Origin of the sequence: Noviherbaspirillum saxi (assembly GCF_003591035.1) — a bacterium.
Classification (GTDB): domain Bacteria; phylum Pseudomonadota; class Gammaproteobacteria; order Burkholderiales; family Burkholderiaceae_D; genus Noviherbaspirillum; species Noviherbaspirillum saxi.
The window spans coordinates 1,094,988-1,117,901 of sequence record NZ_QYUO01000003.1 but is presented as its reverse complement, the minus strand read 5'-3'; the positions used below and the strand labels follow the sequence as shown (position 1 = coordinate 1,117,901).

At 59.4% G+C, this 22,914-nt stretch carries 19 protein-coding genes and 1 pseudogene; 6 read left to right on the top strand and 14 right to left on the bottom strand.

Annotated features, from left to right (window positions below; translation table 11 throughout):
• Positions 1-50: 50 nt before the first annotated feature.
• The 9 genes from D3871_RS28145 to D3871_RS28105 all read right to left on the bottom strand — a co-directional run bounded on the left by D3871_RS28145 (position 51) and on the right by D3871_RS28105 (position 9,793).
• Positions 51-992 carry a 2-hydroxyacid dehydrogenase gene (locus tag D3871_RS28145; protein ID WP_119772860.1) on the bottom strand — a complete coding sequence of 314 codons (942 nt, stop codon included), beginning with the start codon at positions 990-992 and terminating at the stop codon, positions 51-53.
• Between the two features lie 69 nt (positions 993-1,061).
• Positions 1,062-3,098, bottom strand: coding sequence for a TRAP transporter permease (locus D3871_RS28140; protein WP_119772361.1), 2,037 nt, complete (start codon positions 3,096-3,098; stop codon positions 1,062-1,064).
• Between the two features lie 148 nt (positions 3,099-3,246).
• Positions 3,247-4,206 (bottom strand): TAXI family TRAP transporter solute-binding subunit, encoded by a 960-nt coding sequence (locus tag D3871_RS28135; RefSeq protein ID WP_119772360.1) that lies wholly within the window; start codon positions 4,204-4,206, stop codon positions 3,247-3,249.
• A 302-nt stretch (positions 4,207-4,508) separates the two neighbouring features.
• Positions 4,509-5,735, bottom strand: a complete 1,227-nt coding sequence (locus tag D3871_RS28130) for an alpha-hydroxy acid oxidase (protein ID WP_119772359.1) — start codon at positions 5,733-5,735, stop codon at positions 4,509-4,511.
• Positions 5,736-5,856: 121 nt separating this feature from the next.
• Positions 5,857-6,792: a dihydrodipicolinate synthase family protein gene (locus D3871_RS28125; RefSeq protein WP_119772358.1), complete on the bottom strand. Its 936-nt coding sequence runs from the start codon at positions 6,790-6,792 to the stop codon at positions 5,857-5,859.
• Between the two features lie 48 nt (positions 6,793-6,840).
• A complete protein-coding gene (locus D3871_RS28120; protein ID WP_119772357.1) occupies positions 6,841-7,560 on the bottom strand; it encodes a ribonuclease activity regulator RraA in 720 nt (239 codons plus the stop codon).
• A 48-nt stretch (positions 7,561-7,608) separates the two neighbouring features.
• Positions 7,609-8,394: an SDR family oxidoreductase gene (locus D3871_RS28115; RefSeq protein ID WP_119772356.1), complete on the bottom strand. Its 786-nt coding sequence runs from the start codon at positions 8,392-8,394 to the stop codon at positions 7,609-7,611.
• A gap of 221 nt (positions 8,395-8,615) precedes the next feature.
• Positions 8,616-9,317 (bottom strand): fumarylacetoacetate hydrolase family protein, encoded by a 702-nt coding sequence (locus tag D3871_RS28110; protein ID WP_119772355.1) that lies wholly within the window; start codon positions 9,315-9,317, stop codon positions 8,616-8,618.
• Between the two features lie 53 nt (positions 9,318-9,370).
• Positions 9,371-9,793, bottom strand: coding sequence for a VOC family protein (locus tag D3871_RS28105; protein ID WP_119772354.1), 423 nt, complete (start codon positions 9,791-9,793; stop codon positions 9,371-9,373).
• Positions 9,794-10,120: 327 nt separating this feature from the next.
• Here D3871_RS28105 and D3871_RS28100 point away from each other — a divergent pair, with 327 nt between their 5' ends.
• Positions 10,121-11,032, top strand: a complete 912-nt coding sequence (locus tag D3871_RS28100; RefSeq protein ID WP_119772353.1) for a LysR family transcriptional regulator — start codon at positions 10,121-10,123, stop codon at positions 11,030-11,032.
• 22 nt (positions 11,033-11,054) lie between these two features.
• Here D3871_RS28100 and D3871_RS28095 read toward each other — a convergent pair whose 3' ends face one another.
• Positions 11,055-12,056, bottom strand: a complete 1,002-nt coding sequence (locus D3871_RS28095) for a Bug family tripartite tricarboxylate transporter substrate binding protein (protein WP_420799685.1) — start codon at positions 12,054-12,056, stop codon at positions 11,055-11,057.
• A gap of 149 nt (positions 12,057-12,205) precedes the next feature.
• Positions 12,206-13,954, bottom strand: coding sequence for an IlvD/Edd family dehydratase (locus tag D3871_RS28090; protein WP_119772856.1), 1,749 nt, complete (start codon positions 13,952-13,954; stop codon positions 12,206-12,208).
• A gap of 204 nt (positions 13,955-14,158) precedes the next feature.
• Between D3871_RS28090 and D3871_RS28085 the strand changes: the two genes are divergently transcribed.
• Positions 14,159-15,061, top strand: coding sequence for a LysR family transcriptional regulator (locus D3871_RS28085; RefSeq protein WP_119772352.1), 903 nt, complete (start codon positions 14,159-14,161; stop codon positions 15,059-15,061).
• Positions 15,062-15,182: 121 nt separating this feature from the next.
• On the opposite strand, the gene D3871_RS28080 is transcribed toward D3871_RS28085, so the two are convergent.
• Positions 15,183-15,809 carry a TetR/AcrR family transcriptional regulator gene (locus tag D3871_RS28080; RefSeq protein WP_119772351.1) on the bottom strand — a complete coding sequence of 209 codons (627 nt, stop codon included), beginning with the start codon at positions 15,807-15,809 and terminating at the stop codon, positions 15,183-15,185.
• Positions 15,810-15,904: 95 nt separating this feature from the next.
• Here D3871_RS28080 and D3871_RS28075 point away from each other — a divergent pair, with 95 nt between their 5' ends.
• The 4 genes from D3871_RS28075 to D3871_RS28060 all read left to right on the top strand — a co-directional run bounded on the left by D3871_RS28075 (position 15,905) and on the right by D3871_RS28060 (position 21,328).
• A complete protein-coding gene (locus tag D3871_RS28075) occupies positions 15,905-17,362 on the top strand; it encodes an efflux transporter outer membrane subunit (protein ID WP_119772350.1) in 1,458 nt (485 codons plus the stop codon).
• A 28-nt stretch (positions 17,363-17,390) separates the two neighbouring features.
• Positions 17,391-18,554, top strand: coding sequence for an HlyD family secretion protein (locus tag D3871_RS28070; RefSeq protein WP_119772349.1), 1,164 nt, complete (start codon positions 17,391-17,393; stop codon positions 18,552-18,554).
• Positions 18,555-18,569: 15 nt separating this feature from the next.
• The gene (locus D3871_RS28065) at positions 18,570-20,117 is read left to right on the top strand and encodes a DHA2 family efflux MFS transporter permease subunit (RefSeq protein ID WP_233575844.1); all 1,548 of its coding nucleotides are present in this window, start codon (positions 18,570-18,572) and stop codon (positions 20,115-20,117) included.
• Positions 20,118-20,629: 512 nt separating this feature from the next.
• Positions 20,630-21,328, top strand: coding sequence for a gamma-glutamylcyclotransferase (locus D3871_RS28060; RefSeq protein WP_119772348.1), 699 nt, complete (start codon positions 20,630-20,632; stop codon positions 21,326-21,328).
• Positions 21,329-21,472: 144 nt separating this feature from the next.
• Here D3871_RS28060 and D3871_RS28055 read toward each other — a convergent pair.
• Both D3871_RS28055 and D3871_RS28050 read right to left on the bottom strand, forming a co-directional pair.
• Positions 21,473-21,706, bottom strand: a pseudogene (locus tag D3871_RS28055) (thiazole synthase); the annotation flags it as partial.
• A gap of 365 nt (positions 21,707-22,071) precedes the next feature.
• A complete protein-coding gene (locus D3871_RS28050; protein ID WP_119772347.1) occupies positions 22,072-22,752 on the bottom strand; it encodes an ankyrin repeat domain-containing protein in 681 nt (226 codons plus the stop codon).
• Positions 22,753-22,914 lie beyond the last annotated feature (162 nt).

Here is a 22,914-nt window from a genome sequence, read left to right as displayed (position 1 = left end):
CAGCCGGTTCTGCGTGGGTTGCGGGCCGCTGCCGCAACGCCACTACACTACTACATCACTGGCGTGAGCAAACGGCCGGTATCGAAAAAGCTTTTCAGGTTTGACAACACGAGATTGCCCATCGCCGTCCGTGTTTCATGGGTGCCGCTGCCGACATGAGGCAGCACTACCACATTTTCCATCGACAGTAGTTCCTCGGACACCTGAGGCTCGTTCTCAAATACATCGAGCGCAGCGCCGGCAATGCGCTTGTCGGCCAGAGCTGCGACCAATGCCTTTTCATCGACCACACTGCCGCGCGAGATATTGATGAGGTAGCCCCGGGGCCCAAGCGCCTCCAGCAACGCGGCCGATACGAGGTGTCGTGTTGCCGGACCGCCTGCACAGGCAACCACGAGAAAATCGGCCCATTCCGCAAGTTCCACAGCCGAAGCCGCATACTGCCACGACACGTCGGCCACAGGACGGCGCGAATGGTAGCGAACGTCCATGTTAAAACCAAAGGAGCGCCGGGCGATCGCCTGTCCAATGCGGCCCAGTCCGAGTATTCCCAGACGCTTTCCGGAAACCTGCGTGGCAAGCGGAATCGCGACATTGCGCATCCAGTCCCCGCGGCGTACAAAGCGGTCGCCGAATGAAATACCGCGTGCAACATCAATCAGCATGCCGAATGCGAGATCGGCAACGCAGTCATTGAGGACATCTGGTGTATTGCTGACAGCCACTCCCTGTCGGCGCGCGGCATCAATATCAATCGTTTCATAACCGACGCCGAAACTGGAAATAACTTTCAGGTTTGGCAGCGATGTGATGAACGCGGCATCTGCCCCTATCCGTGCAGAGGTCACCAGTCCAATAAACTCGACTCCACGCGCAGCAAGAAAGCCGGCCGGATCGGCTTCACTCCAGAGCGGATGGATGTCGAAATCGGCCTGCAGTTGCGATTCAAGCGCCGGCATCAGGCGTCCGTGTTGCAGCAAACGGTGTTTCATCATGGGAATCCAGTGTTCAACGATAAGAAGGTCTGATCAAGCTCGCTCTGATGATTGTATTACCAAGGATCACGCCCTGAGCGCCACGCGCCGGCCACGCACATATTGCGAGACAAGCGCCACCAGCACCAGGCCGAAACCGAGCACGTCCGCGATCATGCCCGGATAAACAAGCGCGAAGCCGGCAATGATCAGCATGATTCTTTCCGGCAGCGTGGTACGTACGAACATCCATCCCTGGAAGCCGGCTGCAATCGCGGCGATGCCGATGGCCGCGGTAATTGTCACCTCGGCGATCGACCACCAGTTCGCGCTGGCCAGCGCCTTGGTGGAACCCATCAGCAGCAACCCCTGGCCGCTCGGATCAAGAACGAACATGAAAGGCAGCAGGAAGGCGGGCACCGTGTATTTCCAGCACTGCATCGTGGTCTTGTAGGGATCACCGCCGGTAATGGCCGAAGCGGCGAACGGAGACAAGGCGGTCGGGGGTGAAACTTCCGACAGCACCGCGTAATAAAAGATGAACATGTGGGCGGCAAAGTCCGGCACGCCAAGCTTGGTCAGCGCCGGTGCGGCAATGACCGCGCAGATGATGTAGCTGGCGGTCACCGGCACCGCCAGCCCGACAATCCACACGACCAGGGCGGTATAGAGCGTGGTAAGGAACAAGGAGCCGCCCGCATAGTCGATGACGATGGAGCTGAATTTCAATCCCAGGCCCGTCAGTGTGACGACCCCAACAATCAGTCCTGCGCCTGCGCAGGTGGTTGCGACATTGAGCATGCCGACCGAACCGGCTTCCAGCGCCTTCACCAGCTTTGAATTGAGAATGTGTTCCTTCAATGACCCCTTGCCACGGAACAGGTCATAGGAGAGCAGCGCGGTATCGGAACGCAGAAAGCTGACCAGGAAAGTCACGATGGTGGCCCAGAATACCGACAGCACCGGCGAATAACCGAGCATCATGAAGACGACGATGGAAATCAGCGACAGGAAGTGAAACCAGTACCGCCTCGTGAGGTTCCATACGGTGTCGACCTTCTCGAACGCCGTGTCGCCCATGCCGTATTTGCGCGCATCGATTTCGACCATCAAGAACAACGCGAGATAAAACAGGATGGTCGGAATGGCCGCCATCATCAATACGTCGAGATAGGAAATCTTGAGAAACTCAGCGATCAGGAATGCAGCCGCGCCCAGCACCGGCGGCGAAATGATCGCGCCGAGACCGCCAGCTGCAAGCAAGCCCCCGGCCGCATTGCGTTCGTATCCCACTTTGGCCAGCATGGGCCAGGCCACCGAGCCCAAGGTAACGGTGGTTGCCACGCCCGAGCCGGAGGGACCGCCAAGCAGGAAGGAGGCGAGCACCACGGTACGCCCGGCACCGGTAGGCTTGCCACCCATCGCGGAAAACGAAAAGTCGATATAGAACTTGCCGGCGTTGGAGAATTGCAGGAACGCACCGAAAATCGTGAACAGGATGATGAGCGACGATGAAACATCGACCGCCACGCCGAAAATGCCTTCCAGCGTCATGTACATCTGGCCGACAAGACGGCCGACCTCATAACCCTTGTGCGTCCACGGCTGCGGCAGGTAGGCACCGAACAACGCATACAGCAGAAAGCAGACCGTAACAACCGGCATGATCCACCCGGTGGTGCGGCGCATCGCTTCCAGCACCAGCAGGATCAGCGCCACACCGAAGAAGATATCCAGCGGCTCGGGCGTGGTGTTGCGGTCGGTGAAATCGTCGCCACCCATGATGGCATAGACAACGATTGCAATTGCCAGGAATGCCGCAATCCAGTCCCACCACATGATGTTGTGGCGAAAGCGTCTGGCCAGCGGAAACAACAGGAAGGACAAGAAGAGCACGAACGCCACATGCACGAGCCTCAGGGTCTGGGTCGGCACGATGGCATAAGCGGAATATAGATGAAACAGCGACATGACGACGGCAACCAGCACCAGGAAGCCGCCGATCCACCCGGTCATGCGATTTGCCGCACCCTCTTCTTCCTCGATGTACTGTTCGGCCTTTCGCAGGGCCTCTTCGCTAATGACCGGCTCTGTTTGCGGGCTCGATCCGTTTGGTGCGCTCATTTCCTTGTCCCCATATTCTTTGATGCGGCATGACGTAGCGTGGTACTACACTACGCCTGCAACGCATATATCGCTTCCGATGCAACCATACCAATGGAACGGCCCCGCACGCAGGCGGGGCTTTAAACCGGAATTGCTTGATGGGGTCTTAGTTGAACTTGAGACCCTTTTCGGTGAAATACTTCACCGCGCCAGGGTGGAACGGCACGGGTGAGTTGGCCGTCTTCTGGTTGTCGAGCTTGAAGTTTTCCGCTTCCTTGTGCACCGCAATCAGCTCGTCGCGCTTCTCGAAGATGGTCTTGACGATGTTGTATGCGGTCTTGTCATCCATGTTGGCATTGGCGACCAGAATGTTCATCACCGTGGCCTGCTTGTTGTCGGCTTCCATACCCTTGTACGCTGTCTTCGGAATGGTGTCCTCGATGTAAAGATCGCCGTATTTCTTGTTCATCGCGGTGACCACTTCGGAATGGTCGATCATCTTCATCTTGGTGCCGGGCGTGTTGGCGAGGTCGGTCACAGCCGCGGTCGGCAAGCCGCCGACCCAGAAGAATGCATCAATCTTGTTGTCCTTGATTGCATTGACCGATTCCGCCACCGACAGGCGTTCACGCTTGACGTCCTTATCCTTGTCGAGGCCGGCGGCTTCAAGAATGCGGAAGGCCATGACCTCGGTTGCGCTACCCGGCGATCCGGTCGAGATATGCTTGCCCTTGAGGTCAGACAATTTGTTGACGCCGCGGCCCTCGATCGTCACCAGATGCATGCGGTTCGGATACAGCACTGCCAGCGTACGCACCGGCACCTTGCCGGACTTGAACTTGTCTTCGCCCTTGAAGGCATCCTGCGCTGCGTCCGACATGGAAAAGCCGACATAAGGCTTGCCGGTGCCGATCAGCTTCAGATTGTCGACCGAGCCGCCGGTAACTTCCGCAGTTGCCTGCATACCAGGAACGTACTTCGACAAGACCGAAGCCAATCCACCGCCCATCGGATAATAGACACCGCCGGTGCCGCCGGTGGCAACCGAAATATTCTGGGCTGAGGATGCGGCTGCAAGGCAGAAGGCGGCGACTGCAAAAGAGGCGCGTAAGATTTGACGGAACATTTCATCTCCTTTTGTTTTAGTGCATCAGGGAACGACGCATGGGCGATCGTTGATGTCTCCATTTACACTGCATGGCGTTTGTTGCAGACCATGCAATGCCATCTACTCTATCAATATGCCGGCCCGCAAAGTACCGCAGTGCAGCAGAGCATCGAGCCTGCCCTGCCCTTCACGCCCGCGCATCAAGCGCATAACGCTCCGCCGCTTTTTCATCGAAATCAAAGATGGGTTTACTGTGCTTATACGGCACGCTTAGGACGTTCAATCCCGTCATCCGGATATGGGCCTTGCGCACAGCTGCCCTATTGGTTCCGAAACAGATGCATGTCTGCATTAAGTTCTTCAAGCCTGGTGATGCCCAGCATCGCCATGTTGCGCGAGACTTCCTGTGCCAACAGGTTCAGCGCATGGGTCACACCTTGCGCGCCGCCGACCGCCAGTGCGAAACCGAACGGCCTGCCGACAAAGACAAATTTCGCCCCCAGGGCCAACGCCTTGAGCACATCGGTGCCCCTCCGGATTCCGCCGTCCAGCATTACCGGGATGTCCGGGCAAGCCTTTACGATTTCCGGCAGGACGCGAAGCGGCGCCACCGCGCCGTCGAGCTGGCGCCCGCCATGGTTCGATACGATGATGCCGTCCGCTCCCATGTCGCGGGCGATGCGCGCATCGTGTTCGTGAAGGATGCCCTTGACAATGATCTTGCCGGTCCACAGGTTCCGAAGCAGTGCAAAATGCTCCCAGTTCAGATGCCCGCGATCGGCGAAGTCCCGCGTCACCGACGAAGACAGGATCGGAGCGCCGCGCTTTGCGTAATTATTTTCAAAGTGCGGCACGCCGTGGCGTGCGATTGTCCGGAGAAAAGTGCCGAACAGCCATCTTGGATGGGAGACGCCTTCCCAGACCAGGCGCATGCTGGGACGCAAGGGAGAGGAAAAGCCGTTGCGGGCAAAGTTTTCTGCGTTTGGGGTCACCGGCGTGTCGACGGTCAGAACCAAAGTAGTGAATCCGGCCTTGGCGACCCGCTCGATGAGCGCGGTAATGTCTTCCGCATCTCCAGGCAGATAAGCCTGAAACCACGCGCCCAGCTTTTCGCTGGCGACGTCTTCCAGCCGGATCAGCGAAGAACTGCTCATGATCATCGGAATATTGGCCCTTGCCGCAGCGCGCGCGAGAACAAGGTCACCGCGATAGGCATACAGGGCGCTGATTCCCATGGGCGCCATGCCAAAGGGCGCCGCATATTCGTGTCCGAGCAAGGTCGTTGCCATCGAGCGCTTGGACACATCGATCATGACCCTTGGCACGAAACCGAAGTCGTCGAAGCATTCGCGATTGTCGCGCAGCGACCGCTTTGTCTCCGCCGCTTCCGACAGGTAGCCGAACACCGGGCGCGGCAGGCGCAGTCGCGCCGCCTGCTCGAAATCGTCAAGGCAGCGCAGCGGTCGCAAGCTCGGCGGCACAACGGTTGAACTCGGCGCGGAATGCGACGTGGAAGATAATTCCCGGGATGCAGTCACAGCGGTCATGTTGAGTGGGAGTCGATGTTTAAGGGAAACGTCATACCTGTAAAACGCTTCATGTCCATTGCCTGTTTAGCGTCCAACGCCAGACGGAAGATGAAGCGCCATGCGCGGTTTGCCGGCGTTTTTACTGGATCTCGCGCAGCCGCTTTTCCTGCCGCCGAGTCAGGCGCTCAATATCGGCAATGTCGGCCGCCGTCAGTTTCGGTCCGGGCTTGCGTACCGCCGCCGAATCGATCACACCGCGTTCAGCCATGATGTGCTTGCGCACCGCGAGGCCGATATTGGGTTGCTGCTCATAACGCGCCAGCGGAAGATAAGCATCGAAGATGTCATGGGCCCGTTCGATATCGCCGGCAGCATGGGCGTTGACCACGCCGACCATCATTTCCGGATAGGCAAATCCCGTCATCGCGCCATCGGCGCCGCGCGTCATTTCCTCCGGCAGGAATAGGCCGCCGCCATTACCGGTGAGTATGGAGATGCGCTTGATGTCGCCGCGCTCGCTCGCCGCCCGGATCGCGCCGAGCTTGGCAAGGCCCGGCATATCCTCATGCTTGAGCATCACGCAGTTCGGAGAATTTTTGAGGATGCGAAGAATCACGCCGGTCGACATCTGCACGCCGGTCGACACCGGATGATCCTGCAGGCACCAGGGCACGTCGGGACCGAGGGTTTCGTTGACCATGTCGAAGTAGGCGGCGATCTGGTCATCGGTGCGTACCGTCGAGGGCGGCGCCACCATCACGCCGGACGCGCCCATTTCCATCACGCTCATCGTCAGTTCCCGCATCGGCGCAAAGCCGGGCGCCGATGCACCGACGATGACCGGCACCCGGCTGTTCACGCGCGCCAGCACCCGCTTCACGAAGATGCGGGATTCATCGGCAGTCAACTTGGTCGCCTCGCCCATGATGCCGAGGATGGTGAGGCCGGTGGCGCCCTTGTCGATATAGAAATCAACCATGCGGTCGGTGCTTTCCAGGTCCAGTTCGCCGTTCTCGCGGAACGGCGTGACTGCAATCAGGTAAACGCCCTTGGCGGATGTGTCGAGTGTATTCATGTCGGTTCCTTGTTACAGGGTCTTGTTACAGGTCCTTGTTTCTACGCCCTATTCCTGCGCCTTGAACGCCTCATACCGGGCCTTGTTTTCCGCATTCGGTGGATACAGTCCTGGCAACGGCACTCCCTGCTCGACCTGTTCCATGATCCAGCCTTCCAGGCGCTCCTGCTCCGCCGAAAGAGCTACCACCTCATCAACCAGTGCGGCCGGGATGAGCACAGCGCCATCTTGGTCGACCACCACGACATCGTTGGGAAACACCGCAACGCCGCCGCAGCCGATTGGCTCCTGCCAGTTTGCAAAGGTCAGACCTGCCACCGAGGGTGGTGCCGCGGCGCCACGGCACCAGACCGGCAGACCGGTGCCGAGCACACCCGCAAGATCGCGCACCACGCCGTCAGTCACGAGCGCCGCGATGCCCCGCTTTTTCATCCGGGCGCAGAGAATGTCGCCGAAGATGCCGGCGTCGGTGACGCCCATTGCATCCACGACGGCAACGCAGCCTTCGGGCATGGCTTCGATCGCTGCCCGGGTCGAGATCGGCGACGACCAGGATTCCGGCGTGGCGAGGTCTTCGCGGGCTGGAACGAAGCGCAAGGTGAAGGCGCGTCCGACGATACGCGGCTGCCCTGCTGCAATCGGCACGGTGCCGCGCATCCAGACATTCCTCAGCCCTTTCTTGAGCAGAACAGTGGTCAGCGTGGCGGTTGAGATGCCTGATAGTGCTTCGCGGATCGCGGGATCGAGCGGCTTGGATTCGGTACCCATGGGATTCCCTTTCTGGATGGTTGGCTTTGAAGTGCCTGTTATCAAATATCAGACGCTGGCGATCAGGCCGCCATCGACCCGCACCACCGATCCAGTCACATAAGCGGCCTGTTGGCTGGCGAGGAAGGCCACGACGGAACCGTATTCTTCAGGACGGCCATAGCGCCCGACCGGAATCGAGGCCGTGCTCTCGGCAGTCACTTGCTCGACCGGCCGCCCTTCGCGCTTGGCCTTCTGCTCGTCCAGGAAGGTGATGCGCGCGGTGGCGACACGGCCTGGCAGCACGATGTTGGCGGTGATGCCATCGCCCCCGACTTCGCGCGCCAGCGTTTTCGACCATCCGACCAATGACATGCGCAGTGCATTCGACATGCCGAGATTGGGAATCGGCGATACGACGCCGGAGGAGGTGCTGGTAATGATCCTGCCCCATTTCTTCGCGCGCATGCCCGGGAGCACGCGGTCGGTGATTGCAATTACAGACATCACCATTGACTGAAAGTGCTTTGACCACATCTCTGGCGCTTGCCCCGCGGCCGGCGTAGGCGGCGGCCCGCCGGTATTGTTGACCAGGATATCGACGCCACCGAAGCGTTGCTCGATCGCCCCGATATGGGTATCGATCACGGACAGGTCGGCAATATCCCATGTCAGCGACATGGCTTGCGCCCCGGTGCTTTTGAGGTTATTCGCAGTTACGGAAAGCGCTTCGACGCTGATGTCTGCCAGCACGATATTGGCGCCCTCAGCCGCCAGCGCCTGCGCGATCGCGCCGCCGAGTCCACCGCCCGCGCCGAATACCAGCGCGGTCTTTCCCTTGATTGCGAGATCCATGTTGTCTCCTCCTCACTTCTTAGATATCTAGAGCGGATTACGTATCAGTGTATGGGTTCTGCCGCGTTGCCTGGGGCGATTGCGGCGTTGCCAATGCTCGACAGGGAACCACCCTGCCTGTGCTTGGCGCCTTGCACTCACTCCCAGGAAACGCAGCAGACCGCTTCGCTACCCTCACACCGATACGCAATCCGCTCTATTGTTTTTCAGCCAGCCGAACCTCAGACCGGACGCGATTCCATCGTGAAACTGATTTCCGCGACACCCGCCACGCCGCCAGTGACGCGATCGCCCGGCTGCAGCGCGCCGACGCCGGCCGGCGTGCCGGTGAAGATCAGGTCGCCGGGCGCCAGCGCGACGCTTTGCGAGAGATAGGCCAGCACATCGGCCACCGGCCAGATGAGTTCGTTCAGGTTGCCTTCCTGCCGGACTTCGCCATTAACGGCGAGCCAGACACGGCCGTCCTGCGGATGGCCGGTGCGCTCGACCGGCACGATGGGGCTGCATGGACCTGAGGCATCAAAGCCATTGGCCCAGTCCCATGGGCGGCTCATCTTCTTGGCCACGTTCTGCAGGTCGCGGCGCGTCAGGTCGACGCCGACGCCATAACCCCAGATCACATCCAACGCTTCTTCCGCCTTGAGATTGACGCCGGGCTTGCCGACGGCAACCACCATTTCGATTTCATGGTGCAGGTCTTCCGTCAGCGGTGGATATGGCACCGTGCCTAGCGCCGACACGACCGCGTCAGCCGGCTTCATGAAGAAAAAGGGCGGCTCGCGCGTTGGATCGTTGCCCATTTCACGGGCATGTGCTTCATAGTTGCGGCCGACGCAGAATACGCGGCGAATCGGAAGCCGTTGCTGGCTGCCTTGAACGGCAATGGAAGCCTGTGCCGGTGGTGTGAAGACGTAATCGGACATGAGCGTGTGATTGAAATGTTTTCAAAAATAGCGGCTTATTTAAGAATAGGGGCTTATTTGGCGAAGACCTGGCTAAGGTCGCCGAACGCCTTGAATTCGAGGGCGTTGCCTGATGGATCGAGGAAGAACATCGTGGCCTGTTCCCCTACTTCTCCCTTGAAGCGGACATGGGGTTGGATCACGAAGTCGATGTTTTCCTTGCGCAGCCTGTCGGCCAGCGCTTCCCATTTCTCCATCGGCAGGATCGCGCCGAAATGGCGAACCGGCACGTCGTGACCGTCGACCGCACTGGTCGGACCCTGCTTGCTTTCCTGCGGCGCGAGATGAGCGACGATCTGGTGACCGTAGAAATTGAAATCCACCCATTCATCGGAACTACGGCCTTCGGGGCATTGCAGCAGGCCGCCATAGAAACGGCGTGCTTCGGCAAGATCGTTGACTGGAAACGCGAGGTGAAACAGCGGTATGGCCGACATGGGACTCCTTTCGTTGAACTACTAGAGCGGATTGCATATCAGTGTATGGGTTCTGCTGCGTTGCCTGGGGCGATTGCGGCGTTGCCAATGCTCGGCAGGGAACCAACCCTGCCTCCGCTTGGCGCCTTGCACTCATCCCCAGGAAACGCAGCAGACCGCTTCGCTACCCTCACACCGATACACAATCCGCTCTAGGTTAAACCTTCAGTGGGTAATGATAAAAACGCTACCAAACAGTGCCGCGGCGCGTTACCAATTGATTATAGTGAAGCAAATCTTTAATATGAAACGAAAGATTTTTAGTCCTGGCATAAAAGATTTTTATACATGATCCGTTATCTCCGTACCTTTGTCATCGCTGCCCAAACCTCTTCCTTTTCTGCTGCCGGCATGAAACTCGGCCTCACCCAGTCGGCGGTGAGCATCCAGATCCGCAAGCTGGAAGAGGAATTCGGCACCATGCTGTTCGAACGTACCGGCAAGTCAGTCTCGCTCAGCGATGCCGGCCAGGCCTTGTTGCCGGATGCCATCCACATGCTCGACCTGTACGATCGCATGAAGGGTGCCAGTCAAGGTTCGTCGGACAGTCGTCCCATCGATCTGGGTGCGATATCGACGGTGCAAGCCGCCCTGCTGCCCAAGGCCCTGCGTAGCTTCCGCTCGCACTTTCCCAACGTCCATATCAACATCATCCCCGGCATGTCGACCCAGTTGCTTACGCAGATCGATGCGAAGGAACTCGATATTGCCGTCATCATCAAGCCGCGCCTGGGCATTCCCCCCGATTTGAAGTGGATCTTGCTGATCGAGGAACACTATGTCGTGGTGTTGCCCGCCGACTGGCCGCAGGATCTGCCGCTGCTCGCGGGCACCTTGCCCTTCATCCGCTACAACCGCAATTCGTACGGCGGCCATATCGTCGACCGCTATCTGAAACAGCATCATCTCTGGGTGCAGGACGGCATGGAATTGGACGAGCCATCCGTCATTCTCGAAATGGTCAGCGAAGGCCTCGGCTGGTCGATCATCCCCGGCGGCCTCGTGCCCCTGATCACCACCAAGGGCATCGCGACACTGCCTTTGCCGGGGCGTCCGCTCAGCCGGGAAATCGGCGTGCTGGTGAGGGTATCGACGCTGAAGCGGCGGACGACCGCCTTGCTGATCGACAGTCTGCGCGAAGAAGCAAAGCGCCGGCAGGGAATCGGCCATGCGGCGCAGGCAGCCGGAAATGCTCCGTAATAGAGGCTTGATACAGCCTCGATCAATCGTTGGTGATCTTGGCGTCTTCAATCACCTTGGCCCACATCGAGATTTCCTGCTTGATCCGCTCTCTGGTCTGTTCTGGCGAAGTCGACATCGCATAGGCGCCCTGTTGGAGCAATTGCTCCTTGACCTCGGGCAACTGAAGGATCTTGACCAGTTCCGCGTTCAGGCGGTCGACGATGGGCTTGGGCGTATTTGCCGGCGCCAGCACACCGAACATTGAACTGACCGAAAAGCCTGCCAGACCTTCTTCAATAGCGGTGGGCACGTCCGGCAGCATGGAGATGCGCTGCGGGGTGGTGACCGCCAGCGCGCGCAGCTTGCCGGCCTTGATAAAGCTCTGCGCCGCAGGCACTGTCTCGACCATCGTCAGGACCTGGCCGCCGACCAGGTCGTTCATCGCGGGGCCACTTCCCTTGTAGGGCACATGCATCACGTCCACGCCTGCGGTGCGCTTGAACAGCTCGGCCGCCATGCGCTGCGGCGCGCCGGCGCCGGAGGAAGCATAGGTCAGAAAGCCGGGCTTGGACTTGGCAAAGGCAATCAGTTCCTTCAGGTTTCTGGCGGGCACCGAAGGATGCACGACGAACACCAAAGGCACGGAGCCGACCATGGTGATCGGCGCAAAATCCTTTTCCAGGTTGTATCCCAGCGATTTGCGCTCCAGCGTCTGCATGATGGAATGCGATGTCAGCGCGCCCATCAGCAGCGTGTAGCCGTCGGGCTCCGCCTTGGCGACCGCGGCTGCGCCGATGTTGCCGCCCGCGCCGCCGCGGTTGTCGACGACCACCTGCTGGCCGAGCGCCCCGCCGAGCTTCTGCGCGACGACGCGGCCGATGATGTCGGTGGCGCCGCCAGGCGGATAAGGCACCACTAGCTTGATCGGCTTGTCGGGATAGGCGGCCTGCGCTGCACCGCTTGCAGCAAGAGTGAGGCTGGTAGCCAGGCCCAGCAGGCCGAGCATGCGGCCGATGGTCCCGCATGTGGATGGAAATTTCATGGGTGTCTCCTCCTTTATAGGTGGTAATGCTGATTCCGTCTTGTCAGCCGGAATCCATATCATGCAAGCCCGCAGGCTCGCCGTCGTCGTTCAATGAGGCATCGCGCTCTGGTCCTGCGGGCCATGCGTATCTCGTCTTGCCGCCATCTTCAGCTCCGGTCGCGCGGGATGCGCTCCGTCGTTTCGCTGGCGCGCAGGAAGTCGAAGTCCACGCCCTTGTCCGCCTGTGTCACGCATTTCAGGAACAGCTGGCGGTAGCCGCGCTCCGCGGTCGGCGGCGTCACCGGGCTGGCCTTGCGGCGCGTCTCCAGTTCGGCATCCGACACGAGCAGGCTGATTTCGCGATTCTTCACGCTCAGGCGGATACGGTCTCCGCTCTTCACATAGGCAAGCGGACCGCCGATGGCCGACTCTGGCGTGACATGCAGCACGATGGTGCCGGCTGCCGTGCCGCTCATGCGGCCATCGGAAATGCGCACCATGTCTTTCACGCCGGCACGCGCCAGCTTCTTCGGAATGGGCATGTACCCGGCTTCCGGCATGCTGGCGCCAATCGGGCCGATATGCTTGAGCACCAGCACGTCGTCGGCTTTCACATCGAGGTCTTCATCGTCGATGCGTGTCACCAGGTCTTCCAGGTTTTCAAATACCACGGCCCGCCCTTCATGCTCCATCAGTTCCGGGTTGGCGGCCGACTGCTTGATGATCGCGCCGCCGGGCGCGAGATTGCCACGCAGTACGGCAATGCCGCCCTGCGGATAGATCGGCTGCGCGAACGGGCGCACCACGTTTTGCGGAAAGCCGGGGCCGGCGCTTTCCAGCTCCTCGCCCAATGTCCGCCCGGTGACTGTCAGCGTATCCAGATGCAGCAGCGGCTTGAGTTCGCGCAGGAGCGCATGCACGCCGCCGGCTTTATGCAGGTCTTCCATGTAGTACTGGCCGGACGGCTTCAAATCGATCAGCACCGGCGTTTCGCGCCCCATCGCGTCGAGGCGATCGAGGTCGATATCCATGCCGAGGCGACCGGCCATCGCGGTCAGGTGAATGATGCCGTTGGTGGAACCGCCGATGGCCAGCAGCACGCGCAGCGCATTCTCGAAGGCCTTGCCGGTCATGATCTTGTCGGGTGTCAGGCTTTGCCTGGCCATGGCCACGGCGACCGCGCCGGTACGCTCGGCGACGCGGATGCGGTCTGCAGTGACTGCCGGCGGCGATGCTCCGCCCGGCACCATCATGCCCAGCGCTTCCGTCACGCAGGCCATGGTGCTGGCGGTGCCCATGACGGAGCAGGTGCCGACGCTGGCAACAAGCTGATTGTTGACGTCGGCGATTTCTTCGTCGTTGATTTCATCGGCGCGGTACTTGCCCCAGTAACGGCGGCAGTCGGTGCACGCACCCACACGTTCGGCGCGGTGCGATCCGGTCAGCATGGACCCGGTCACCAGCTGAATTGCGGGAATGCCGGCCGATGCCGCGCCCATCAGCTGCGCGGGCACGGTCTTGTCGCAGCCGCCGATGAGCACCACCGCGTCCATCGGCTGGGCGCGGATCATTTCCTCGGTGTCGATGGACATCAGGTTGCGCAGATACATGGAGGTCGGCGAGGCGAAACTCTCATGGATCGAAATCGTGGGGAAGTCCATCGGCAGCCCGCCTGCCAGCATGACGCCGCGCTTGACTGCTTCGATCAGCTGCGGCATGTTGCCGTGGCAGGGGTTGTAAGCGCTGCCGGTATTGGCAATGCCGATCACCGGCCGGTCCAGCGCATTGTCGGTATAGCCGGCTCCCTTGATGAATGCCTTGCGCAGGAACAGCGAAAAGCCGCTGTCTCCGTAACTGGTCAAGCCCTTGCGCAATCCTTCCGCCGGTTTGTCATCCTTCTTGTTCGATTCAGCCATCCAGTCCTCGATAAGCTTGTGAGTCATCAAATTCCGCATGCCGGCGAACGAACTGCTTCAATGACGAACCGTGCCGCCGCCCGGGAATCCCTTTAGTCGAGACAGTATCAATCCTTCAAAACAAAAATCAAAGTAGCTTCTTTCATCTTCAAAACATAAAATAATTATCTTTATGAATTATCTTTTGGCGGCGGTGGATCAACCATGGACATGCGTTACATACAGAGCTTTGTCGAAGTGCTGCAGTGCGGATCGATTGCCGAAGCGGCCCGCCGACTCGATCTAACGCCGGCTGCAGTGGCTGCCCGCATCCGGGCGCTGGAAGAAGACTTGGGGGCGTCGCTGATCCAGCGCTCGGGCCGCTATGTGCGCCCTACTGCGGAAGGCATCAAGATCATGGACAGCGCGCAATCGGTGCTGCGGGCGGTGCGGGATATGCGGGCAGTGGCGCAGGACGGCGATACCCTGGCCGGGGAGCTTCGCCTGGGTACATTCCATTCGGCAATGACAAGCGTGCTGCCATCGGTGCTGGAGCGGGTGTATGCGCGCCATCCGGATGTAAAGATCTTTGTCGAACCCGGCAAGTCGGTCGACCTGTGCCGGAAGGTCGGTGCCGGCGAACTCGACATTGCGATTGTCGTCGAGCCTCAGTCCGCGCTTCCGAAAACCTGCGAATGGCAGGTGCTGATGGAAGAACCGCTGGTGGTTGTCGCGCCGCAGGACTGCGCGGGACGGGATGCGCATGCGTTGCTGAGGGAAGAACCGTTCATCCGCTATGACCGTTCGGTACTGGGCGGGCAATTGGCTGACCGGTATTTACGCGACCAGGGCATTCGGCCTCGCCAGCGCCTTGAAATCGACGGCTTGCTTGCGATTGCGGCACTGGTCGACAAGGGTCTGGGTGTTTCACTGCTGCCTGACTGGTCATCGATCTGGTCGAGCGGCCTGTCACTGGCCCGCATCCCCTTGCCGAACCGCGCGCCGGTCCGGCGCATCGGCCTAGTCATGGCGCGGCATACACCACATCTGTCGCTCGCGCATGCATTCTCCCGCGAAGCAGATGAACTGTTTCGCCCGACCGACAGCACGCACGTGCCTGCGCTTTGATACCTGACTCCTACCTATTCAGGGTCGGACCATTCCGCGGTTTCCTCCCTCGAGGCTTGTACGACGCCTGCCCGCCGGGCTGCGAATGGGCTCATATTTGCGGTACATGAGTAGGGTCAAATTACTCACTGGGGGTACCGCTCGACAACGGTCCGTAAGCCGCCATAAAGACCGTCACGGCCCGCTCGACGGAAGCCGTAAGCTCGTCGGAACTGGGCACCTCAAGCACTTGGAACATAAAAGGGTCGATCCACTCGGCTTCCAGCAAGCCTTTCAGATGCACAGCAGCGACCTGCGGATTCGCTTGCCTGAGTTTTCCCTTTTCCATCGCCTTGCCGAGGTAGTCCGCTACTGCGGCCACGCTTCGCACCGGCCCCACCTCGTAGCATTTCTTACCCAGTTCTGACCGCCCAGCCTCGGATACCACGAGCCGGCGCACGGCTTGTACAGGCGTCAGATAGAGGAGAGATAGAAGCCGAGTGCCGAAGCCGACCAGGGCCTGCTTGATGTCGTCGTATGAAGGATCGAGCGCGTCTAGCGTCGCCTGAAAATGCGCCTCACTGGCGTCGATGACGATTTCCATGAACAACTCTTCCTTGGATGGGAAGTAGCTGTAGAGGGTGGCCTTGCAGAATCCGGCCCGCTTGCGAATATCCTCCATCGAGGTGCGCTCAAAGCCGGCCTCCTGGAAGACCTCGGTCGCCGCCTTCAGGATTTCTTGCCGTTTTGTCTCGCTTTTGGTTTTCACTGCACACCTTTTTCTGAACTGATCGGTTCATTTTACCTTGCTTTCGGCATAAACCAATATTATACTAAACCGTATAGTCTACTTTTGAGGTTCTGATGCCATCACGCAGCAAAAAATCCTCCCTTGTGCCACGCGGAGGCTCCCTTTCGCTCACGGGCGTGTGTGCAGCGCTGCTCGTTGCCGGCTGTGCTCAGCTTCCGGAAATGGGACCGGCGCCGATATTGAAAGGTGTTGATGCCTTTTTGACCGCTGATTCCTTCAAAGCGCCGGCTGCGAACTGGCCGCAGGATCACTGGTGGTCCGCCTATGGCGATTCGCAGCTGGATTCGCTCATTGAAGAAGCACTGGCCGGCTCACCTGACATGGCAGCGGCTTCCGCCCGCCTGCAGCAGGCCGAAGCATTGACCCGTGTTGCTGGGTCGGCCGGGAAGCCGCAGGCATCCGCCAATGCGTCAGTCACGGAAGACAAGCTGAGTTATAACTACCTGACCCCCAGCGAAGTCATCCCGCGCGGTTGGAACGACTACGGCCGGGCGACGCTGGACCTGCGCTGGGAACTGGACTTCTGGGGTAAGAACCGAGCTGCCTTGGCGGCTGCCACTTCCGAGCTGGAAGCTAGCCGGGCAGAACTTGCACAGGCGCGCCTGTTGCTGGCAAGCGGGATCGCGGCAAACTATGCTGAACTGAGCCGCCTGTACGCGAATCGGGAAACCGCAGAGAAGTCGGTAGAACTGCGCAGCAAGACGGCGGCGCTCTTTGCGGAGCGCTTCAAGAATGGCCTGGAGAACCAAGGCGGCGCGCGCGAAGCGGATGCTCGCCTTGCAGCGGCTGAAGGCGCTCTGCTCGCGTTGGACGAACAAATCGCCTTGCAGCGCAACCGACTTGCGGCCCTCCTGGGCGCTGGTCCGGACCGTGGTCTGAAGATCGCCAAGCCCGTGCTGAAGTTTAACCGTGCCTTCGGTCTGCCTGAGCAAGCTGGCGCGGACCTGCTCGGCCGCCGGCCCGATGTGGTCGCCGCACGCCTGGTCGCAGATGCGCAGGCCAGCCGTATAGACCAGAAGAAGGCTGAGTTCTACCCGAACGTGAACCTGATGGCCTTCGTTGGCGTCCAGTCCCTCGGGATCAACATGCTTGACAACAGCGGCTCGGCCATCGGCAGCGTTGGCCCCGCCATCTCGCTGCCTATCTTTACCGCCGGCCGTCTACAAGGCGAACTGCGTGGCGCCCAAGCGAGGTACGCACAGGCGGTTGCGAACTACAACGGAACAGTCTCGCGCGCCATGCAGGAAGTCGCCGATGCCGCAGTGAGCCAAAAGTCCCTCGGCCAGCGGCTGGAAAAAGCGCAACAGGCTGTCGGCGCATCGACCGAAGCATATCGCGTGGCGGGCAACCGCTATGAAGGGGGCTTGGCCAACTACCTGGAAGTGCTGGTGGCGGAAGACGGACTACTCAACAACATGAATGTGCAGACGAACCTGCGCAGTCTTTCTTTCACCCACGATATCGCCCTGAAGCGCGCTCTTGGCGGCGGCTACCAGGTCGCCCAACGATAAGCCCGACATCCCGTATCAAGGAACTTCCATGACTCAGAATAACGCAACCGAAGTGAACAGCGTCATCGCCGCGTCCAACACCGCAGACGCAAACCTCAAGCAGCGCCGCAACAAAAAACTGATTGGCCTAGCCGTCATCGTCATCCTGATGGCAGCTGCCGCAACCACCTACTGGAAGCTATATGTCTCCCATTTCGTCTCCACCGACAACGCCTACACGGCTGTGGAGATTGCGCAAATAACACCCGCGATTGCGGGCACTGTTGCGGCTGTCCACGCCAAGGACACGCAGGCCGTGAAGAAAGGGGACGTCCTGATTGAGATCGACCCGACCGACGCCAGGCTCGCCGTCATCCAGGCGGAAGCAGAACTCGAGCGAGCGATCCGCCGCGTCAAGAGCTATGTGGCTACCGATGTCAATCTGACTTCCCAGATCGCCGCGCGTGAAGCCGACGAAAAGCGCGCAGCCGCGCAGCTGGCCGCGGCTCAGGCCGACTTCGAACGTGCCAAGGTGGACCTGAAGCGCCGCGAGGCACTGGTGGGATCTGGGTCGGTCTCTGGTGACGAACTGACCAAGGCCAAGAACGCCTATGCCGGCACCGAAGCCAGTCTGGCAGCCGCCAGGGCAGCCGCGGCCCAGAGCTCGGCCAACCTTAAATCGGCGAAAGCCGCCAAGGACGCCAACGCTACCCTGATTGCCGACACTTCGGTCGAGACCAATCCAGAAGTAGCGGCTGTCCGTGCCCGTCTGGAACAAGCCAAGGTCGACCTGGGACGAACTGTGCTCCGCGCGCCGTTGGATGGCGTTGTCGCCAAGCGCCAGGTGCAACTTGGCCAACGCGTGCAACCGGGCGCGCCCCTCATGGCTGTAGTGCCGGTCAGCGAAATATACGTCGATGCCAATTTCAAAGAGGTGCAACTGGCAAAGGTACGTGTCGGCCAGCCGGTTACATTGCATGCAGACTTGTACGACACGGATGTGGTCTACCACGGCACCGTCGAAGGTTTTTCGGGCGGCTCGGGATCGGCTTTCTCCGCCATCCCTGCGCAAAACGCAACCGGTAACTGGATCAAAGTTGTTCAACGACTTCCAGTACGCGTAAAGCTCGACCCGAAGGAGCTGCAAGCCAACCCGTTGAAGGTCGGCCTGTCCATGAGCGTCAAGATCGACACACGCGGCCAGCAAGGCTAAACAGGACCCCTGAACATGACCCAAGTTACCAGCGCCACACCGGCCATAGGCGCGCCTGCGCCACTCACCGGCGGAATGCTATGGGTGGCGGCCCTGATGCTCGCGGCCGCCAACTTCATCGCCGTCCTCAACATGACCATCGCCAACGTGGCGGTGCCCGGTATCGCCGGCGGGTTGGGAGCGGCTGCCAGTCAGGGCACCTGGGTCATCACCTCCTACGCCGTCGGGGAAGCCATTACCGTGCCGCTCACCGGCTGGCTCGCCGCACGCTTCGGATCGGTACGTGTCTTCGTTGCCTCGATGATCCTGTTCGGCATCTTCTCCATCCTCTGCGGGATCTCGAACTCGCTCGGTCTACTGGTCGTGGCGCGCGTGTTCCAAGGCCTGTGCGGTGGACCGCTGATGCCGCTGTCCCAGACCCTGCTGATGCGTATTTTCCCCAAAGAGAAGGCAGGCGCCGCCATTGGCCTGTGGTCGATGACGACACTCGTCGCGCCGGTCGTCGGTCCTATCCTGGGCGGCTGGCTGGTCGATGACTACACCTGGAACTGGGTATTCCTCATCAACGCGCCTATCGCCATTGGCTTTGGCCTGTATGCGTGGAAGCTTCTCAAGCGCTATACGGATGTCCCTGTGCGCAATCCGTTCGATGTAGTAGGCCTGATCCTGCTCGTGATTTGGGTGGCGGCACTGCAGTTGGTGCTCGACGAGGGTAAGAACCTGGACTGGTTCGCTTCGAACCAGATCGTTGCCCTGTCCATCGTTGCCGTGATCGGATTTGCTGCCTTTCTGATATGGGAGCTGCACGAGAAGCATCCGGTGGTTGACTTGCGAGTGTTCCGGCACCGCGGGTTCAACGCTGCTGTACTCACCATTACCGTCGCCTATGCAGCTTTCTTCGGCGTCAGCGTGCTCACGCCCCTCTGGCTGCAAAGCTTCATGAGCTACACGGCGACTGACGCTGGTCTGGCAACGGCCTGGACTGGCGTCACCGCGCTGGTCGTTGCGCCCTTGGTTGCATCAAGCAAGCGCGACCCGCGCCTGCTGGTCTTTTTTGGCGTGCTCTGGATGGGACTCGTGACCCTGTGGCGCACCATTGCCAATACCGATATGGCGTTCTGGGACATTGCCATACCGCTGGCCGTGATGGGCTTCGCGCTGCCGTTCTTCTTCATTCCTACCACGGCCATCGCCTTGGGTAGTGTGGAGGAGCGCGAAATGGACTCGGCGGCCGGCCTGATGAACTTCCTGCGCACGCTGGCCGGAGCGGCGGCAACCTCGATTGTCACCACGGTCTGGGCTAACCAGACCACCCGCAACCATGCTGAACTGGTGGGTGTCGTTGACCAGGACCGGAGCGTTCGCACGATGATGGAGCACGGCGGCATGACCCCTGACGCGATCAATCAGGCCATCGACTACCTGATCACGACCCAGAGCGGCATGCTTTCAACGAATCAGGTCATGACAGGTATCGCTGTCATGTTTATCGTCGCCGCGAGCATTATCTGGCTGGCGCCAAAGCCGACGCGTACCATTGAGCCGGGCGCCGGGGGCCATTGACAGAATCGTCTTACGAAAGATCCGACATGTTCAAACACATCGCATAAGGCGGCAATAAGAGACGACCAAGCGCTGACCGCCCCCGGCATACAGGATTGAAATTCCTGGTGGTAGTGACAGCGATGGCACGCCCGCTTCCCACGCCAGCTATCACTGTGCGGGCCGAAAAATGCATTGTCTAGGGAGCTGATAAACATGTTGCGAAAAATGATCGGACGCTTTTACGTCCCATTTCTCGCAACCACGCGGAAAGGCCTGAACGAACTCAATCCTATTCACCGCGACTAATTTTAATCATGAAAGGTGCCGCAGAACCGATGCGAGCCTTATTTGTTTCAAATCGTCAATTTTTAAAAAACCGCTAGGCTTGACTTTATCCGCAAACAGCATCATCAATAATCGACTAGCGTCGGAACTCGGTGGAGTTTCGCACCTCAATATTTAAATGTTCGATAACGCTACCACCCCCCATCTGCGCGGATCATAAATACGCAATTTGAATTGGAGCTGAAATGCGTACGCGTCGCATGTCATTGACCGAAGATCTGGTCGCCCTGACCTGTAGGCCGGTTGAAGATTTCGGTCCTCTCCAAGATGTTACATACCATTCGGACGATGATTACGACACGATGGTGGAAGGTCTCCTCGAAGCACACCATGCAGGAGAGGACGCCTGGCTATTTGCGTTTGGCTCCCTCATCTGGAAACCTGAATGTGAATATCTGGAGGAGCGCTGTGGTATCGCATCAGGATGGCATCGTTCGTTCTGTTTCCGTATCCAGCGCCACCGCGGCACGCAAGAATTTCCCGGACTGATGATGTCACTTGACCGGGGTGGTCAATGTAAAGGCGTCCTCTTCCGTTTATCAGGTCGCACGTTACGAGAACAACTCGGGAAATTGTGCCGGCGCGAGATTACGGTCAAACCCGCAAACACCATACCGCGCTGGATTACGGTCGTAACCGCAGGTAATTCTCTTCGTGCAATAGCCTTTGTGATGAATCGACAGGCTAGTTCCTACGTGGGTAAGCTCCACCATAGGGAAATAGCGAATACTCTGGCAAATGCCTGCGGCCATTGGGGGTCCGGGGCAGAATATCTTTTCCACACGGTACGTAACCTCGAGGAACGGGGGATTCATGACCGGTATTTATGGCAGCTCCAACGACTTGTGGCAGAACGCATTGCGGCAGAGCACCATTCTTTGTAAGAATTGCCGGAGAACCGTGTATTCAAGCGCTTGTGCCGCTCAAGCGCATGTGCCGCTATGTTGCTATAAACACTTGTTTCTACGATGGCATGCCGGCGCCGCCGCAAAAACCGAGGCCGGTGAAACCAAGGACGTTCGGCCGGCTCACGTCGCCCGACCTTCCATCGGCGACGACGGCGATGCGAAGAATCGCTTGGGAATACGTCCGGCCAGATAAGCGTCGTGTCCCGCTTCCACCGCCAGCTTCATCGCATGTGCCATGCGTATGGGATCGAGGGCACCGGCAATCGCCGTGTTCATCAGCACTCCGTCGCAGCCTAGCTCCATCGCAATTGCCGCATCGGAGGCGGTGCCCACGCCGGCATCGACAATGCTGGGCTTGCTATAGCGGCAGTTCCCGAATGCAGCATTCGTGGAAATGTAATACGAATTGGTGAAGCTGAAGGTCTGCCTCCAGTAAAACCAATCGATCTCGTGTTGGTGAGGGCGCAGAAGGTTGAGTCGAAGGCTGCGGACTATTTAGCTAACGAAATTATTAACAGCCTTAGCAAATGAATCCCAGCTCTAACCTATTACCCAGAAGGACATGTGCTATTAAGGCCGTGGCAAATTATTGCGCAACCTGATCCGTTCGCTTTTACGGAAAACGAGTATTGCTGACAGCTTTTCAACAGGATCGACCAGCACCAGACATTCCCCAAGGGCATGTAAGTGGGCCGGCGACGTAAGGAGACTGGCGTCGATTACGGTCGGCGTGCACCAGCCTGAACAAGGATTTCCTCGATAGCCTTGAAGCCTCGTTGACGTGCATGTTGGAGTGGCGTGACGCTGCTGCCGTCAGCGAGATTCACATCAGCACGCGCCGCTACGAGCAGGCGCACGATCTCTGTGTGTCGTGGCCCGCCATTCCCCAGGATGATCGCCTCAAGAAGCGCTGTCCAATGCAGGTTATTCACATGGTTCACGTCGACACCGGCATCAATCAGTATGCGTACCGTATCAACAAGACCGCGCTCTGCAGCCGGTATGAGCGCCGTACCGCCATAGCGATTGATGCTCTTCAGGTCGGCTCCGTGCGCAAGGGTCATCCTCAGGATCTCATTATGACCACGCGCGCCCGCGTAGAGATACGGGCTGTCGTGTATCTGGTCTTTGGCATTGACGTCGGCCCCGGCCTCGATGAGCAACCTGGCAGCTTCTACCTGATTGTTGTGCGTGGCGATCAACAATGGCGTCTCATCCTTCATGTTTCTGATATCGACGTTTATCCCCTTGTCGAGCAGGAGGCGGATCGATACGACGTCGCCATTTTTAGCGGCCGTGTGCAGCTGATTGTCGTGCTCTCGACCAATGGCAGTCATGGCGATTAATGTGAAAAGGGCAATAGCGAGCTTGACGTAGGCGGGTATGCGCTTGAGTAGCATTCTCTTAGTAACTCCAGTAAGTTAACCGCATCACCGCCGAGATCACGCGGGCCAGCCCGGGTCCGACGAAGCGTTCCTGTAGTCACGGGATCCACTGTCCATGCCACCGTGCAGATACGAGCCTGCGCTAATGGTAGCATTTGCGGCCCGCTCAGAGGCCTG

What these genes read in the sequence shown, in the direction of transcription:
- D3871_RS28145 (WP_119772860.1), bottom strand. Translation starts at nt 992, where the DNA reads ATGAAACACCGTTTGCTGCAACACGGACGCCTGATGCCGGCGCTTGAA.
- D3871_RS28140 (WP_119772361.1), bottom strand. Translation starts at nt 3,098, where the DNA reads ATGAGCGCACCAAACGGATCGAGCCCGCAAACAGAGCCGGTCATTAGC.
- D3871_RS28135 (WP_119772360.1), bottom strand. Translation starts at nt 4,206, where the DNA reads ATGTTCCGTCAAATCTTACGCGCCTCTTTTGCAGTCGCCGCCTTCTGC.
- D3871_RS28130 (WP_119772359.1), bottom strand. Translation starts at nt 5,735, where the DNA reads ATGACCGCTGTGACTGCATCCCGGGAATTATCTTCCACGTCGCATTCC.
- D3871_RS28125 (WP_119772358.1), bottom strand. Translation starts at nt 6,792, where the DNA reads ATGAATACACTCGACACATCCGCCAAGGGCGTTTACCTGATTGCAGTC.
- D3871_RS28120 (WP_119772357.1), bottom strand. Translation starts at nt 7,560, where the DNA reads ATGGGTACCGAATCCAAGCCGCTCGATCCCGCGATCCGCGAAGCACTA.
- D3871_RS28115 (WP_119772356.1), bottom strand. Translation starts at nt 8,394, where the DNA reads ATGGATCTCGCAATCAAGGGAAAGACCGCGCTGGTATTCGGCGCGGGC.
- D3871_RS28110 (WP_119772355.1), bottom strand. Translation starts at nt 9,317, where the DNA reads ATGTCCGATTACGTCTTCACACCACCGGCACAGGCTTCCATTGCCGTT.
- D3871_RS28105 (WP_119772354.1), bottom strand. Translation starts at nt 9,793, where the DNA reads ATGTCGGCCATACCGCTGTTTCACCTCGCGTTTCCAGTCAACGATCTT.
- D3871_RS28100 (WP_119772353.1), top strand. Translation starts at nt 10,121, where the DNA reads ATGATCCGTTATCTCCGTACCTTTGTCATCGCTGCCCAAACCTCTTCC.
- D3871_RS28095 (WP_420799685.1), bottom strand. Translation starts at nt 12,056, where the DNA reads ATGAAATTTCCATCCACATGCGGGACCATCGGCCGCATGCTCGGCCTG.
- D3871_RS28090 (WP_119772856.1), bottom strand. Translation starts at nt 13,954, where the DNA reads ATGGCTGAATCGAACAAGAAGGATGACAAACCGGCGGAAGGATTGCGC.
- D3871_RS28085 (WP_119772352.1), top strand. Translation starts at nt 14,159, where the DNA reads ATGGACATGCGTTACATACAGAGCTTTGTCGAAGTGCTGCAGTGCGGA.
- D3871_RS28075 (WP_119772350.1), top strand. Translation starts at nt 15,905, where the DNA reads ATGCCATCACGCAGCAAAAAATCCTCCCTTGTGCCACGCGGAGGCTCC.
- D3871_RS28070 (WP_119772349.1), top strand. Translation starts at nt 17,391, where the DNA reads ATGACTCAGAATAACGCAACCGAAGTGAACAGCGTCATCGCCGCGTCC.
- D3871_RS28065 (WP_233575844.1), top strand. Translation starts at nt 18,570, where the DNA reads ATGACCCAAGTTACCAGCGCCACACCGGCCATAGGCGCGCCTGCGCCA.
- D3871_RS28060 (WP_119772348.1), top strand. Translation starts at nt 20,630, where the DNA reads ATGCGTACGCGTCGCATGTCATTGACCGAAGATCTGGTCGCCCTGACC.
- D3871_RS28050 (WP_119772347.1), bottom strand. Translation starts at nt 22,752, where the DNA reads ATGCTACTCAAGCGCATACCCGCCTACGTCAAGCTCGCTATTGCCCTT.